Below are 14,216 nucleotides of genomic sequence, written 5' to 3'. Positions count from 1 at the left end.
GTCAGCCTCCCAGCACGTGCCGTCGCACGAAGACGGTCACGAACCCTGCGACCATGAAGACCCCCGTCGCGACCACCGAGCGCAGCGCACCGCGCGACATCCCGCACACGCCGTGGCCGCTCGTGCAGCCGCCCGCATAGCGCGTGCCGACGCCGACCAGCAGCCCGGCCGCCACCAATTCGACCCACCCTGCGTCGACCTGCGGCGTCAGGCGGCTCCCGGCGACCTGCATCACGAGCGGCGCGGCGATCAGCCCGGCGACGAATGCGGCCCGCCAGTTGCGCTCGCCCGCGCGTGCCGTGAGCAGACCGCCGACGATGCCGCTGATGCCGGCAATCCGGCCGTTGAATGCGACGAGCCACGCGGCCGCGAGCCCGATCAGCACGCCGCCGGCCAGCGAAAGCCACGGCGTGAAATGAAGCGCATCAAGCTGCATCGCGCCGCCCCTTCGCGGCCGGGCCGCAGAACTGTTCGTACAGCACGCCCATCACCGCGATCGCGGCCGGGCTGTCGAGCGAATAGTGGATGTTCTTGCCGTCGCGGCGGGTGCGAACGAGCGCATTGTCCCGCAACACGCCGAGCTGCTGCGACAGGGTCGGCTGGCGGATATCCAGCGCTGTCTCGAGATCGCTGACGCACCGCTCGCCCTGAGACAGTTCGCAAAGCAGCAGCAGCCGGTCGGGATTCGACAGCACCTTGAGCAGCGCGCAGGCCGATTCGGCGGCCGCGCGCATCTGGTCGGGTTCCGGCAACCCGGTAGATATATCGTCGTTCATCGGCGTGGGAGGACAATTAAAGAACCAATATTATATTGATTCATATAATGATGGTCCCTGCCGCTTGCCGACAGGCGGCCTTGCCCCCTCCTTCGCTCAGGCCTGCTCGCGCGCCATCGCCTTCGCGGCAGTCACGCGCGTCGACTCGGCACGGACCACGCCGACCGCCAGCACCGCCATCCCCGCGATCACGCACGGCGCCGCGACGACGGCAAACGCGGTCGACAACGGCACGCCCATCGCCAGCGTCGCGCCGCCCGCCATCGATCCGACGACCGAGCCGCCACGGCCGATCCCGTTCGCCCAGCTCACGCCGGTGGTGCGGCACTCGGTCGGATAGAACGCGGCCGACAGTGCGTTCGCGCCAACCTGAGACACCCGTGCACAATGCGCTGGAGGTCGCGCTGTCGGCCGCCGGCCGCGTGCGGCCGCCGCACTGCGTCGAATCGAATTCGTCGATCCTCAACCTCACGCTGCTGAACAACACCGATCTGCTCGGCGTGGCGTCGCACCGCGCTGCGCAACGCTTCGAGCAATTGAACGCGATCCGGATCCTGCCGATGCGGCTCGAAGGCCAGGGCGCCGTGTCGATGTACTGGCACCCCGACAGTGCGAACCGCGCGGCCGTGGCCGCGACGATCGATTGCCTGCGCGCCTGTGCGGCTCCGCAGGTCGGCGGATGGGAAAAAGTAAAGATGGACTGAAAGTGGCGCGGCACGGCGTCAACCGGGCCGCGTTGCCGTGACGACGCGATGCATCACGCGCCGTCGCAGGATGCGGTGCCGTCCAGCATCAGCGTGCCGACCCGCGCGGGCACGAGCGGCGTGCGCGGCACCGGCGGGGTCCAGCCGAACAGGGCCTGCGCGGCTGCGCCGCACACGCGGCCCTGGCACGCGCCCATCCCGCAGCGTGACTGCAGTTTCGCGGCCGTCCAGCCCGGCGCTTGCGCGACGGCATCGAAACGCACGTCCTCGCAACGGCACAGCAACGTGTCGGCCCGCGCGAGCCGGCGGATCGGCTCGCGGATCGCAAAGCGCTCGCGCACGGCATCGGCAAACGCCTGCCAGTGCGCCCGCTGCGCGACGAGCGCAGCCAGCGACGCCGTCTGCCCCGTCGCTGCCAAGCCGGCGATTTCGCCTTCGACCATCGCCAGTTCGCTGCCGCCGACGCCCGTACACTCGCCCGCCGCGAAAACCCCGTCACGGCTCGTCCGCTGGTGCACATCGACCGCCACCGCGCCGTTGTCGATCCGGCAGCCGAGATGGCTCGGCAACACGGTGTTCGGCACGAGGCCGAAGCCGCACGCGAGCCGGTCGCAGTCGACGTCGAACTCGCGATCGCCCTGACGAATCCGCACGCGTTCGAGCCGCGTGTCGCCGAACGCTTCGACGACATGCGCATCGGGCCGATAGGCGGCGGTGACGAGCTTCGCGGCCTGCGCGAGCTTCGACGGCCAGCGCCACAGCCCCGCCCCGAAACCGGCCACGTCGCCCCATGCGGCCTGTTCGAGCACGTGCGACACGCGTGCGCCGGCCTGACGGGCCGTCGCCGCGCTCGCCAGCAGCAGCGGCCCGCTGCCCGCGATCACCGTGCGCTGCCCGCGCACGTCGAGGCCGTACTTGATCAACGCCTGCAAGCCGCCCGCACCGGTGACACCCGGCAGCGTCCAGCCTGGAAACGGCAGCAGCAGCTCGCGCGCGCCGCAGCAGAGAATCAGCGTGCGGAAGTCGAGCAGCAGCCCGCGTTCGTCGTCCTCGAGCAGCAGCGTGCCCGGCTGCGTTTCGGCGACGATGCGCGTCGCCGCGAGATGCGTGACGTTCGGCTGCCGCAACACCGCGAGCCGCTCGGCGGCGGCCGGCGTCGGTGCAGCCGCTGCGCGTTGCCGCCAGATCTGCCCGCCCGCGCGCGGGTTGTCGTCGACGATCGCAACCGTCGCACCGCCACGCGCGGCGGCCCGTGCGGCCGACAGCCCGGCCGGCCCCGCGCCGACGATCGCAACGTCGGCGCTCAGTCGTTCCTGTTTCATCGCGTGCGCTCCACCTGCATCCCGTCGCGGCACAGCGTCTGGCAGGCCAGCCGGCGGCGGCCGTCGATCGTCATCCTGCACTCCTGGCAGATGCCCATCCCGCAAAACGGCGCACGCGCCGCACCCGTGCACGACACGCGCGTCGTGTCGTCGCCGCTCGCCGCGACCGCGGCCGCGACGGTCGCGCCGTCGGCCACCGTCAGCGCGCGGCCGTCCAGATGAATGATCATGTCAGCCTCCGCCGGGCCGCCCCAAGGAGGCTGACCGCCCCCGCGGGAGACGTCGTGCATGGGACTGGCGCATGCGCTGAAGCGCCAGCTCCGGTCGACAGCGAACGAAGTGAGCGTGGGGGTCGTTTCATGTCAGCGCTCCGGCTACGAGGGACGCGCTCAGGAAGCGTCCCGGCAAATAAGGTTCGATATCGATGGGCGGCCGTTCGCCGGCCATCAGCGCAGCGACGAGCCGCGCGCTGCCCGGCGCGGTCGTCACGCCGAGCCCTTCGTGCCCGACTGCGAGCCACACGCCCGGCCGCGCCGGATGCTCGCCGAGCAGCGGCAGCCCGTCGGGGCTCGCGGAACGGAACCCCGTCCATGCGCGAATGCCGTTCAGGTCGGCCAGGCCCGGCAGATAACCCACCGCGCGGCGCAGCGTGCGCGCGAGCACGGGCGGGTCGACCTGCGCGTCCTCGGTGTCGAACTGGCGCGACGAACCGATCAGCAACTGGCCGGTCGGCCGCGGCTGCACGTTGAACGCGACCGACGTGCCGTCGCTCGCATGCGCGCTCGCGGCGTAACCCAGCTCGACGAGCTGGTGCGACACCTGGCCCGGATAGCGGTCGGTAATCAGCAGATGGCCCTTTTTCGGGCGCAGCGGCAGCTCGGGCAGCAGCGTGCGCGCGGCAACGCCGTTCGCGACCACCACCCGCTCCGCGCGCAGCGTGTCGCCGCTCGCGAGCGTCACGCTCGGGCCGTCGACCGCGACGGCCCGGTCGCGCCGCAACGTGATGCGCGGCGCGCGCTGCAGCAGCCAGTTCGCGGTGACGGGCGCATAGAGGATCGCGTCGCCGGGAATCTTCAGTGCACCGCCCAGGCCCGTGCGCAGCATCGGCTCCAGTCGAGCGAGCGCCGCCGCGTCGATCAGTTCGCCGGCCACGCCATGCGCGGCCAGCGCCGCCTGCTTCGCGCGCGCCAGATCCATTTCGTGCGCATCGGCGGCGAGCCACAGCGTGCCGCAGTTGCGGTACGCGCACCCTTCGGGCATCTCGCCGCTCAGCGCGCGCCACAGTTCGATCGAGTAATGGCTGAGCGCGAGTTCGGCCGCGTTGTCGTCCATCGCGACGAGGTGCCCCATACCCGCGCCGGTTGCCCCGCCGCTCGCGTCGTCGACGACGAGCACGCGCAGCCCGCGCTGCGCGAGTTCGTGCGCGCACGCCGCGCCGACGATGCCGGCGCCGATCACGACGACATCCGTCTTCGTGTCGCTCACGGCGCAATACCCCAGCCGAATGGATCGTCTTCCTCGATCAGCAGCGTCGCTTCCGCGCTCAGGTGCGCGCTGCCGCGGATCGTCGGCACGATGCCGACGTCGGCCTGCTCGTAGCTCGCCTGGAACACGCTGCCGATCACGCTCGCCTGCCGCCATACGGCGCCCGGCGCGAGCTTGCCGTCGGCCGCGAGGCACGCGAGCTTCGCGCTCGTGCCGGTGCCGCACGGCGAACGATCGTACGCGAGGCCCGGGCACAGCACGAAGCTGCGGCTGTCGTGTTCGGGATCGTCGGCGAACAGCTCGATATGGTCGATCTCGCCGTCGTTCGCGCCGGTGATGCCCGCGCGTTCGAGCCCTTCGCGCACGGCCGACGCATACGCGGTGAGTGCCGCAACGTTGTCGCCGGCAACGCGCTGCCCATGGTCGCTGATCAGGAAGAACCAGTTGCCGCCCCACGCGATGTCGCCCTTCACGGGGCCGTAACCCGGCACGTCGAGCGCGACGCCCTTCGCATGGCGATACGCGGGCACGTTGCGCACGCTGACCGACAGGTCGTCGTGCAGCGTCGCCTCGACGGTGCCGACGGGTGTTTCGATCCGGTGCACGCCGGGCGCGATGCGCCCCATATGGTGCAGCGTGCGCACGACGCCGATCGTGCCGTGCCCGCACATCCCGAGATAGCCGCTATTGTTGAAGAAGATCACGCCGGCCGCCGCCTCGGGCGACACGGGTTCGCACAGCAGCGCCCCGACCAGCACGTCGCTGCCGCGCGGTTCGAGAATGCAGGCGGTGCGGTAGCGGTCGTGCTCGCGCGCGAGCACGTCGCGGCGCTCGGCCATCGTGCCGCTGCCGAGCGCGGGGAAACCGGACACGACGAGCCGAGTGGGTTCGCCGCCCGTATGCGAATCGATGATCTGGATGCGCTTCATCATGAGCCGTCCGAAGTGGGGAAAGGAGCACAGCTTCCTCCGTCGCGCGTCCGCCCGCTTGTGGCTTTTCGATGAGGACGACGACGAAATCGGCATAGTGCGCGGCGCCCTTCCCGCGCCGTCCGGCCGCTGTGCCGATTTCGTCATTTTGCTCCGCGATACGACTCAAGCGTGATGGGCGTTTGCGCGGCGATACTGGTTGCCACACCGACACCTGTCGGCCGACCGATACAAACACGTAGGAGATTGAAGTGAGCCGAAACGCCATTCAGTGGACCGGGGTTTTCCCGGCCGTCAGCACCCAGTTCAAGCCGGACTTTTCCCTCGACATCGACGCCACGCACCGCGTGGTGAAGAACCTGGTGAACGACGGCGTATCGGGCCTCGTGGTCTGCGGCACGGTCGGCGAGAACACGTCGCTGTCGACGAGCGAGAAGCTCCAGGTGATCGAAGCCGCACGCGACGCGGCCGGCGGCAAGATTCCGGTGATCGCCGGCATCGCCGAATTCACGACCGAATTCGCGCGCAACACGGTGCGTGAAGCACAGCGTGTCGGTGTCGACGGCGTGATGGTGATGCCCGCGCTCGTCTACTCGGCGAAGCCGCACGAAACCGCCGCGCACTTCCGCGCGGTCGCAACCAGCACCGACCTGCCGGTGATGGTCTACAACAACCCGCCGATCTACAAGAACGACGTGACGCCCGACGTGCTGATCGCGCTGCAGGATTGCGAGAACATCGTCTGCTTCAAGGATTCGTCGGGCGATACGCGCCGCTTCATCGACCTGCGTAACGCCGTCGGCGATCGCTTCGTGCTGTTCGCGGGCCTCGACGACGTCGTGGTCGAAAGCATTGCCGTCGGCGCCGAAGGCTGGGTGTCGGGCATGTCGAACGCGTTCCCGAAGGAAGGCGAGACGCTGTTCCGCCTCGCGAAGCAGAAGCGCTTCGACGAAGCGCTCGCGCTGTATCGCTGGTTCATGCCGCTGCTGCACCTCGACGCGCGCCCCGACCTCGTGCAGTGCATCAAGCTGTGCGAAGAGCTGGTCGGCCGCGGCAGCGCGATCACGCGTCCGCCGCGCCTTGCGCTGCAGGGCGACACGCTCGCGGAAGTGAAGGCCATCGTCGCGAAGGCGCTCGAAACGCGCCCGGCGCTGCCCGACGTCGGTCTCTGATCGACTCCCCCTGCGGCGGCGCGCGGGCTTTCCCCTCACGCGCCGCCGTCTCCGGTCCGGCATGGCCTGCGGGCCCCGTTCATACCGGCGCCCGCCCGCGCCGCGCGTGAATGCCCCGCAGCCCGCCCCGGTCGTTCGAACCGGGCGACGCCGGCCGACAGGCCAGCGCCGCTGCTCCGTCGGAGCGCGGCGCACCTCGAGCCTGTGCCGATATTCCTCCAGGAGACACGCCCATGCCAGGCCAAGGCAACGCTCACCCGTCTGTCCCGCTTTCCCGTTCCGCGCACCCCGACGCGGGTCACGGCAAGTTCAAGAAACAGCTGTCGCTGACCGATCTCACGTTCATCGGTCTCGGCGCCATTTTCGGTTCGGGGTGGCTGTTCGCCGCGAGTCACGTGTCGACGATCGCGGGCCCGGCCGGCATCTTCTCGTGGCTGCTCGGCGGCTTCGCGGTGCTGCTGCTCGGCATCGTCTACTGCGAACTCGGCGCCGCGCTGCCGCGCGCGGGCGGCGTGGTGCGCTATCCGGTGTTCTCGCACGGCCCGCTGCTCGGTTACCTGATGGGCTTCATCACGCTGATCGCCTTTTCGAGCCTGATCGCAATCGAAGTCGTCGCCGCGCGCCAGTATGCGGCCGCGTGGTTTCCGGGCCTGACCGTCGCAGGATCGAGCGACCCGACCACGCTCGGCTGGCTCGTGCAGGCCGCGCTGCTGTGCTTCTTCTTTTACCTGAACTATTCGAGCGTGAAGACGTTCGCGAAGGCGAACAACGTCATCAGCATCTTCAAGTTCATCGTGCCGCTGGCGGTGATCGCGGTGCTGTTCACGTTCTTCAAGCCCGCGAACCTGACGATCCAGGGCTTCGCGCCGTTCGGCATGCCGGGCATCGAGATGGCCGTGTCCGCGGGCGGCATCATCTTCGCGTACCTCGGGCTCACACCGATCGTGTCGGTCGCGAGCGAAGTGCGCAATCCGCAGCGCACGATCCCGATCGCGCTGATCCTGTCGATCCTGCTGTCCACGCTGATCTACGTGCTGCTGCAGCTCGCGTTCATCGGCAGCATCCCTACGCAGATGCTCGCCGCCGGCTGGCACGATGTTAGCAAGGCGTTCTCGCTGCCGTACCGCGACATCGCGCTGGCGCTCGGTATCGGCTGGCTCGCGGTGATGGTCGTCGCCGACGCGATGATCTCGCCGAGCGGCTGCGGCAACATCTACATGAACGCGACGCCGCGTGTCGTCTACGGCTGGGCGAAGACGGGCACGTTCTTCAAAGTATTCACGCGCGTCGACGAAGCATCGGGCATTCCGCGCGCGGGCCTGTGGCTCACGTTCGGGCTCGCGATCTTCTGGACGCTGCCGTTCCCGTCGTGGGAAGCGCTGATCAACATCGTGTCGGCCGCGCTGGTGCTGAGCTATGCGGTCGCGCCCGTATCGGTCGCCGCGCTGCGCCGCACCGCACCCGACCTGCCCCGGCCGTTCCGCGCGAGCGCGTTCGGCATCACCGGCCCCGCGTCGTTCGTGATCGCCGCGCTGATCGTCTACTGGTCGGGCTGGAGCACGGTGTCCTGGCTGCTCGGCCTGCAGATCGTGATGTTCGTGATCTATCTCGCGTGCCGCCGCTGGGTGCCGACCGCGCACCTGAGCCTCGCCGAGCAGGTGCGCTCGTCCGCGTGGCTGATCGCGTTCTATGCCGCGATGATCGTGCTGTCGTACCTCGGCGGCTTCGGCGGCACGGGCCGGCTCGCGCATCCGTACGACACGGTCGTCGTCGCGGCCGTCGCGCTCGTCATCTACTACTGGGGGGCGAACACCGGCGTGCGCGCCGACAAGCTGCAACTCGACGACGACGAGGACTGACACGTCCACGCTCTTTCCCATGATCCCTTCGGCCGGGCGCCCCACGCCCGGCCCCTGCTTTTTCCGAGGAAAACCATGCAACTTACAGGTCATCTCCTGATCGGCCAGTCCGCCATCGCCGGACAGAACGGCACCCTCCATGCGATCGCCGCCGCCACCGGCGAACCGCTCGAACCCGCTTTCGGCGGCGCGAGCCTGCACGACCTGGAGACGGCCTGCGCGCTCGCCGACGAAGCCTTCGACACGTATCGCGACACGTCGCTCGAAGCCCGCGCCGCGTTTCTCGACGCAATCGGCCGCCACATCATGGCGCTCGGCGACGAACTGATCGAGCGCTGCGTCATCGAAACGGGCCTCCCGCGCGCGCGCATCGAAGGCGAGCGCGGCCGCACGGTCGGCCAGCTCGCGCTGTTCGCGTCGCTCGTGCGCGACGGCGGTTTTCTCGACGCGCGGATCGATCCGGCGCGCCCCGAGCGCAAGCCGCTGCCGCGCGTCGACCTGCGCCTGCGCAACATCGCGGTCGGGCCCGTGGCCGTGTTCGGTGCGTCGAACTTCCCGCTCGCGTTCTCGGTCGCCGGCGGCGATACGGCATCGGCGCTCGCGGCCGGCTGCCCGGTGATCGTCAAGGCGCATTCGGCGCACCCGGGCACGTCGGCACTCGTCGGCCGCGCGATCCAGCAGGCCGCGCGGGAATGCGGGATGCCGGCCGGCGTGTTCTCGCTGCTGTTCGACGCGTCGCGCGAGATCGGCCAGGCGCTGGTCGCCGATCCGCGCATCAAGGCGGTCGGCTTTACCGGCTCGCGCCGCGGCGGCGTCGCGCTGATGCACATCGCAGCCGCCCGCCCCGAGCCGATTCCGGTCTATGCGGAAATGAGCTCGATCAATCCCGTGCTGCTGTTGCCCGCCGCGCTCGACGCGCGCCACGATGCGATCGCGCCGCAGTTCGTCGCGTCGCTCACGCTCGGCGCCGGGCAGTTCTGCACGAATCCCGGCCTCGTGCTCGCCGTCGACGGGCCGGCGCTGCGCGCGTTCGAGGAAGCGGCCGCCGCCGCGGTGCGTGCCGCGCCCGCGCAAACGATGCTGACGCCGCACATCCATGCCAGCTACGAACAGGGCGTCGCGGCGCTTCGCGATCACGCTGCCGTCGAGCTGCTCGCGCAAGGCGCCGAGGGCAATCGCCTGCAGGCCCGCGCGGCACTGCTGGCGACCTCGGCCGAGGCGTTCATCACGCACCCCGAATTGCGCGACGAAGTGTTCGGCCCCGCTTCGCTGATCGTGCGCTGCCCGGACGCCGGCACGCTGCATCGCGTGCTGAAGTCGCTCGAGGGCCAGCTGACGATCGCCGCGCACCTCGCCGACGGCGACGCGCCGCTGTTCGCCGCGCTGCGCCCGCTGCTCGAGCGCAAGGCCGGCCGCATTCTCGTCAACGGCTTCGGCACGGGCGTCGAGGTCGGCCATGCGATGGTGCACGGCGGCCCGTTTCCGGCGACGTCCGACACGCGCACGACCTCCGTCGGCGCGCGCGCGATCGAGCGCTTCCTGCGCCCCGTGTCGTATCAGGACCTGCCGGACCCGCTGCTGCCGGAAGCGATCCGCAGCGGCAATCCGCTGAACGTGCCGCAACGTATCGACGGCGTCCCCGCGCCGCGGGAGGCGAACCATGTCTGAGCCGATCGCCGAAATCGTCCTGTCGCTCGACGAAGTCCACGCGCTCGCGCTGCGCGTGCTGACGCACAACGGGATGTCCGACGCGCATGCACGGGCCATCGCCAACGTGATCACGCAGGGCCAGCGCGACGAATGCCATTCGCATGGCGTGTACCGATTGCTCGTCTGCGTGCGTTCGCTGAAGAAGGGCAAGGTCGATCCGCAGGCCGTGCCGACGCTGCGCCGGCTGTCGTCGTCGATCGTCTCGGTCGACGCACATCGCGGCTTTTCGCTGCTGAGCTTCGAGACGGGGCTGCCGGTGCTCGTCGAGATGGCCAGGCAGCACGGCATCGCCGCGATGACGATCAACCACTGCTACCACTTCTCCGCGCTGTGGCCCGAGGTCGAGGCGATCGCGGCCGAAGGGCTGGTCGGCATCGCGATGAACCCGAGCCATAGCTGGGTCGCGCCGGAAGGCGGCCGCGAGCCGGTGTTCGGCACGAACCCGATCGCGTTCGCGTGGCCGCGCCCGGGCGGCGTGCCGTTCGTGTTCGATTTCGCGACGAGCGCGATCGCGCGCGGCGACATCGAGCTGCATGCGAAGCAAGGCAAGGCGATCCCGCCGGAATGGGCCATCGATGCCGACGGCCGGCCGACCACCGATCCGAAAGCCGCGCTGCAGGGCGCGATGCGCACGTTCGGCGGCCACAAGGGTTCGGCGCTCGCGGCGATGGTCGAACTGCTCGGCGGTGCGCTGATCGGCGACATGACGAGCCGGGAATCGATGGACTTCGACGAAGGCGTCGGCGCGACGCCGTGCCACGGCGAGCTCGTGATCGCGTTCGACCCGAAGGTCTTCCTCGGCGACGATCTCGACACGGGGCTCGCGCGCGGCGAACGGATGTTCGAATCGATCGTCGCGCAGGGTGCGCGGCTGCCGTCGCAACGCCGCTTCGACGCCCGCGCGCGCAGCATCGCGAACGGCGTGCGGATCCCGAAGGCGCTGTACGACGAGATCCTGACGCTGCTCGATTGACGCGCGATCGAGCAGCGCGGCTTCGTCGTCGGCAAGACCGGCGATGAAGCCGCTGCCGGGCTCCGCTGGCGATGGCCGGCTTCCGGCTTCGCGTGTTCCCGCCATTGCGTCTTCGCGCCGCGCTTTGTTCGCTTTGTTCGGTTCTTTCGGCTTGTGCGCCCACGCGCTGCCCGCCGCGCCCCACCCGCGCCGATCGGCCTTTCCCGCCGGCGCCGCCCGCCCGGCGGCTGTGGGATAATCACGGAGTTTGCCCAGGGCGCAGCTCAAGAGGTTGTTCGCACGGGCGCGCGAGAGGCCTTTATTCCCCGTGCCTCCACCCTTTTCCCGCGATATTTCTTCAGCAACGACCATGCCCACTTACCGTTCCAAAACCTCCACCGCCGGCCGCAACATGGCAGGTGCGCGCTCGCTCTGGCGCGCCACCGGCATGAAAGACGACGATTTCTCGAAGCCGATCATCGCGGTCGTCAACTCGTTCACCCAGTTCGTACCCGGGCACGTGCACCTGAAGGATCTCGGCCAGCTCGTCGCGCGCGAGATCGAGGCTGCCGGCGGCGTCGCGAAGGAATTCAACACGATCGCTGTCGACGACGGCATCGCGATGGGCCATGACGGCATGCTGTATTCGCTGCCGAGCCGCGACATCATCGCCGACTCGGTCGAATACATGGTGAACGCGCACTGCGCGGACGCGATGGTCTGCATCTCGAACTGCGACAAGATCACGCCGGGGATGCTGATGGCCGCGATGCGCCTCAACATCCCGGTGATCTTCGTGTCGGGCGGCCCGATGGAAGCGGGCAAGACGCGCCTCGCGAACCCGGTCACCAAGGCCATCGAGGTGAAGAAGCTCGACCTCGTCGACGCAATGGTGATCGCGGTCGACCCGTCGTATTCCGACGCGGAAGTCGCCGAAGTCGAGCGCTCGGCCTGCCCGACCTGCGGTTCGTGCTCGGGCATGTTCACCGCGAACTCGATGAACTGCCTGACCGAAGCGCTCGGCCTGTCGCTGCCCGGCAACGGCACGGTGGTGGCCACGCACGCCGACCGCGAGCAACTGTTCAAGCGCGCCGGCCGTCGCATCGTCGAACTCACCCGCCAGCACTACGAGCAGGACGACGAACGCGTGCTGCCGCGCTCGGTGGGTTTCAAGGCGTTCGAGAACGCAATGACGCTCGACATCGCGATGGGCGGCTCGACCAACACGATCCTGCACCTGCTGGCGATCGCGCAGGAAGCCGGCATCGACTTCACGATGAAGGACATCGACCGCCTGTCGCGCGTCGTGCCGCAGCTGTGCAAGGTCGCGCCGAACACGAACAAGTACCACATCGAGGACGTGCACCGCGCAGGCGGTATCATGGCGATCCTCGGCGAGCTCGACCGCGCCGGCAAGCTGCACACCGACGTGCCGACCGTGCATACGCCGACGCTGAAGGACGCCCTCGACCAGTGGGACATCGTCCGCACGCAGGACGACGCGGTCCGCACGTTCTACCAGGCCGGCCCGGCCGGCATCCCGACGCAGGTCGCGTTCAGCCAGAACACGCGCTGGCCGAGCCTCGACCTCGATCGCGCCGAAGGCTGCATCCGCTCGTACGAGCATGCGTTCTCGAAGGAAGGCGGCCTCGCCGTGCTGACGGGCAACATCGCGCTCGACGGCTGCGTGGTGAAGACGGCCGGCGTCGACGAGAGCATCCTCGTGTTCGAAGGCACGGCTCACGTGACCGAATCGCAGGACGAGGCAGTCGAAAACATCCTGAACGACAAGGTCAAGGCCGGCGACGTGGTGATCGTGCGCTACGAAGGCCCGAAAGGCGGCCCCGGCATGCAGGAAATGCTCTACCCGACCAGCTACATCAAGTCGAAGGGCCTCGGCAAGGCCTGCGCGCTGCTGACGGACGGCCGCTTCTCGGGCGGCACGTCGGGCCTGTCGATCGGCCACTGCTCGCCGGAAGCGGCAGCGGGCGGCGCGATCGGCCTCGTGCGCGACGGCGACAAGATCCGCATCGACATCCCGAACCGCACGATCGACGTGCTGGTGTCGGACGAGGAACTGGCGCGCCGCCGCGAAGAGCAGAACGCCAAGGGCTGGAAGCCGGCGCAGCCGCGTCCGCGCAAGGTGTCCGCTGCGCTGAAGGCCTACGCGAAGCTGGTCATGTCCGCCGACAAGGGTGCCGTGCGCGACCTGTCGCTGCTCGACGACTGACAGAAGCAGCACGACCGGCTGCCGGCAACGCGCAGCTGGTCAGGCTGCGGGCAGGACAACCGCCCGCTCGCCCGATCGAGAAGCCGCTCTCCGGAGCGGCTTTTTTCGTCCGGCGCCGGTAGAAAGCGCCGGCTTCGTCAGTGACGGAATTCTTCCGGACCGCCGCCGCCTGCTCCGCCACCGCCGCCACCGTGGCTCCCGCCACCGTTCCCGCCGCCTTGCGGTCGCGCGCCGCCGTAACCGCCACCACCACCGCCCCCGCCCGGGTGCACGGGTACCGGCATCGAGCGGCCCTCACCGCCCGGTGCAGGCGACGGGCGCATGACGGCGGCCGGCGGCGGCGCGGCCGGACGCGGATTGACGGCTGCACCCGGCATCGCTGCAGGCGCGGGCGCAGACGGCGGCGGCGTGCGAATTGCGCCGTTCCAGCCGCCGCGTGCAGCGGACGGCCGCGCGTCATGCACGGGCGGCGAGCCGCCCGGTGCGGCCTGCGGCGGCCCGCCCGGTTGCGGGCGCCCCTGGCCCGGCGGCCTCCCGCCCGGGCCGAGCCGCGGTTCCTCGCGGTGCTCCCACCGATCGCGGTCATGGAACCACGGCCGGTGACGATAGTAGCGATCCCAGTACGCGCCGATCGCGAACCCCGTGATCGGCACGCCGATGATCGCGCCATATTCGATCAGCGGCGCGTAACCGCCCTGGTACGGATAGTCGATCAGTTGCGCGTCGATCCAGCCGCGCACGCCCGGCAGCGCGACGTCGCACCACGTGTAGTCGCTCAGGCAGCCGAACACGTCCAGCGCGGTGCCGGGCGGAATCTGCGCGACCACCGGATAGTCGGGCGCCGGCCCGGCGAACAGTTCGGCCGGCGAGTTCGTGTAGCCGGTGCTCTGCGCCTGCGCAATGCCCGGCGCGGCCGCCACGCCGAGCAAGGCGACGCACAGGCCGCGAACGATCGTATTCCTCATGCTCATGATGCTCTCCCGCGCGGTGCCGCCGCGCGCCGGTCAATGCCGATGCCCGCCCCAGCCGCCACCACCCCAGTGGCCGCCGCCCCACGGACGATGCCAGTACCCGCCG

General features: G+C 69.7%; 13 protein-coding genes and 2 pseudogenes. 7 read left to right on the top strand and 8 right to left on the bottom strand.

The features are described 5' to 3' along the window. Nucleotide 1: 1 nt before the first annotated feature. From FFS49_RS05300 to FFS49_RS05290, 3 genes and pseudogenes are all read right to left on the bottom strand, one after another. Nucleotides 2–436 (bottom strand): YeeE/YedE family protein, encoded by a 435-nt coding sequence (locus FFS49_RS05300; protein ID WP_039357051.1) that lies wholly within the window; start codon nucleotides 434–436, stop codon nucleotides 2–4. Further along, nucleotides 426–776 carry a metalloregulator ArsR/SmtB family transcription factor gene (locus tag FFS49_RS05295; RefSeq protein WP_039357054.1) on the bottom strand — a complete coding sequence of 117 codons (351 nt, stop codon included), beginning with the start codon at nucleotides 774–776 and terminating at the stop codon, nucleotides 426–428. The genes FFS49_RS05300 and FFS49_RS05295 overlap by 11 nt, the downstream gene beginning before the upstream one ends. 96 nt (nucleotides 777–872) lie before the next feature. Further along, nucleotides 873–1,151, bottom strand: a pseudogene (locus tag FFS49_RS05290) (aromatic acid/H+ symport family MFS transporter); the annotation flags it as partial. Here FFS49_RS05290 and FFS49_RS05285 point away from each other — a divergent pair. Continuing rightward, a pseudogene (locus tag FFS49_RS05285) lies at nucleotides 1,151–1,480 on the top strand (LysR family transcriptional regulator); the annotation flags it as partial. The pseudogenes FFS49_RS05290 and FFS49_RS05285 overlap by 1 nt on opposite strands. Nucleotides 1,481–1,533: 53 nt before the next feature. Here FFS49_RS05285 and FFS49_RS05280 read toward each other — a convergent pair. The 4 genes from FFS49_RS05280 to FFS49_RS05265 all read right to left on the bottom strand — a co-directional run bounded on the left by FFS49_RS05280 (nucleotide 1,534) and on the right by FFS49_RS05265 (nucleotide 5,216). Next, the gene (locus FFS49_RS05280; protein ID WP_105815389.1) at nucleotides 1,534–2,802 is read right to left on the bottom strand and encodes an FAD/NAD(P)-binding oxidoreductase; all 1,269 of its coding nucleotides are present in this window, start codon (nucleotides 2,800–2,802) and stop codon (nucleotides 1,534–1,536) included. After that, a complete protein-coding gene (locus FFS49_RS05275) occupies nucleotides 2,799–3,032 on the bottom strand; it encodes a 2Fe-2S iron-sulfur cluster-binding protein (RefSeq protein WP_012338331.1) in 234 nt (77 codons plus the stop codon). Before FFS49_RS05275 ends, FFS49_RS05280 begins: the two co-directional genes overlap by 4 nt. Nucleotides 3,033–3,159: 127 nt before the next feature. Continuing rightward, a complete protein-coding gene (locus FFS49_RS05270; protein WP_105815390.1) occupies nucleotides 3,160–4,287 on the bottom strand; it encodes an FAD-dependent oxidoreductase in 1,128 nt (375 codons plus the stop codon). Continuing rightward, on the bottom strand, nucleotides 4,284–5,216 hold the full coding sequence (locus FFS49_RS05265) for a 4-hydroxyproline epimerase (protein ID WP_105815426.1): 933 nt from the start codon (nucleotides 5,214–5,216) through the stop codon (nucleotides 4,284–4,286). The genes FFS49_RS05270 and FFS49_RS05265 overlap by 4 nt, the downstream gene beginning before the upstream one ends. 1 nt (nucleotide 5,217) lies before the next feature. On the opposite strand from FFS49_RS05265, the gene FFS49_RS41885 reads away from it, so the two are divergent. The 6 genes from FFS49_RS41885 (at nucleotide 5,218) to ilvD (ending at nucleotide 13,139) form a co-directional block, all read left to right on the top strand. Next, nucleotides 5,218–5,391 (top strand): hypothetical protein, encoded by a 174-nt coding sequence (locus tag FFS49_RS41885; protein ID WP_157644938.1) that lies wholly within the window; start codon nucleotides 5,218–5,220, stop codon nucleotides 5,389–5,391. 76 nt (nucleotides 5,392–5,467) lie between these two features. Then, on the top strand, nucleotides 5,468–6,388 hold the full coding sequence (locus FFS49_RS05260) for a dihydrodipicolinate synthase family protein (protein ID WP_006484863.1): 921 nt from the start codon (nucleotides 5,468–5,470) through the stop codon (nucleotides 6,386–6,388). Nucleotides 6,389–6,621: 233 nt separating this feature from the next. After that, complete coding sequence (locus FFS49_RS05250) at nucleotides 6,622–8,247, top strand: APC family permease (RefSeq protein ID WP_105815391.1); 1,626 nt, start codon at nucleotides 6,622–6,624, stop codon at nucleotides 8,245–8,247. A gap of 75 nt (nucleotides 8,248–8,322) precedes the next feature. Beyond that, nucleotides 8,323–9,915, top strand: a complete 1,593-nt coding sequence (locus tag FFS49_RS05245) for an aldehyde dehydrogenase (NADP(+)) (protein ID WP_105815392.1) — start codon at nucleotides 8,323–8,325, stop codon at nucleotides 9,913–9,915. Further along, the gene (locus FFS49_RS05240) at nucleotides 9,908–10,930 is read left to right on the top strand and encodes an Ldh family oxidoreductase (protein WP_105815393.1); all 1,023 of its coding nucleotides are present in this window, start codon (nucleotides 9,908–9,910) and stop codon (nucleotides 10,928–10,930) included. The genes FFS49_RS05245 and FFS49_RS05240 overlap by 8 nt, the downstream gene beginning before the upstream one ends. 349 nt (nucleotides 10,931–11,279) lie before the next feature. Continuing rightward, entirely contained in the window at nucleotides 11,280–13,139 is a 1,860-nt protein-coding gene (ilvD, locus tag FFS49_RS05235) for a dihydroxy-acid dehydratase (RefSeq protein ID WP_039357091.1), read from the top strand. 137 nt (nucleotides 13,140–13,276) lie between these two features. On the opposite strand, the gene FFS49_RS05230 is transcribed toward ilvD, so the two are convergent. Beyond that, nucleotides 13,277–14,104, bottom strand: coding sequence for an SH3 domain-containing protein (locus FFS49_RS05230; RefSeq protein WP_105815394.1), 828 nt, complete (start codon nucleotides 14,102–14,104; stop codon nucleotides 13,277–13,279). Nucleotides 14,105–14,216: the final 112 nt, after the last annotated feature.

This window comes from Burkholderia sp. 4NA327C6, assembly GCF_005502655.1.
Taxonomy (GTDB): Bacteria; Pseudomonadota; Gammaproteobacteria; order Burkholderiales; family Burkholderiaceae; genus Burkholderia; species Burkholderia contaminans.
The sequence above is the reverse complement of the archived record's forward strand: the minus strand, read 5'-3'. Positions and strand labels throughout refer to the sequence as shown.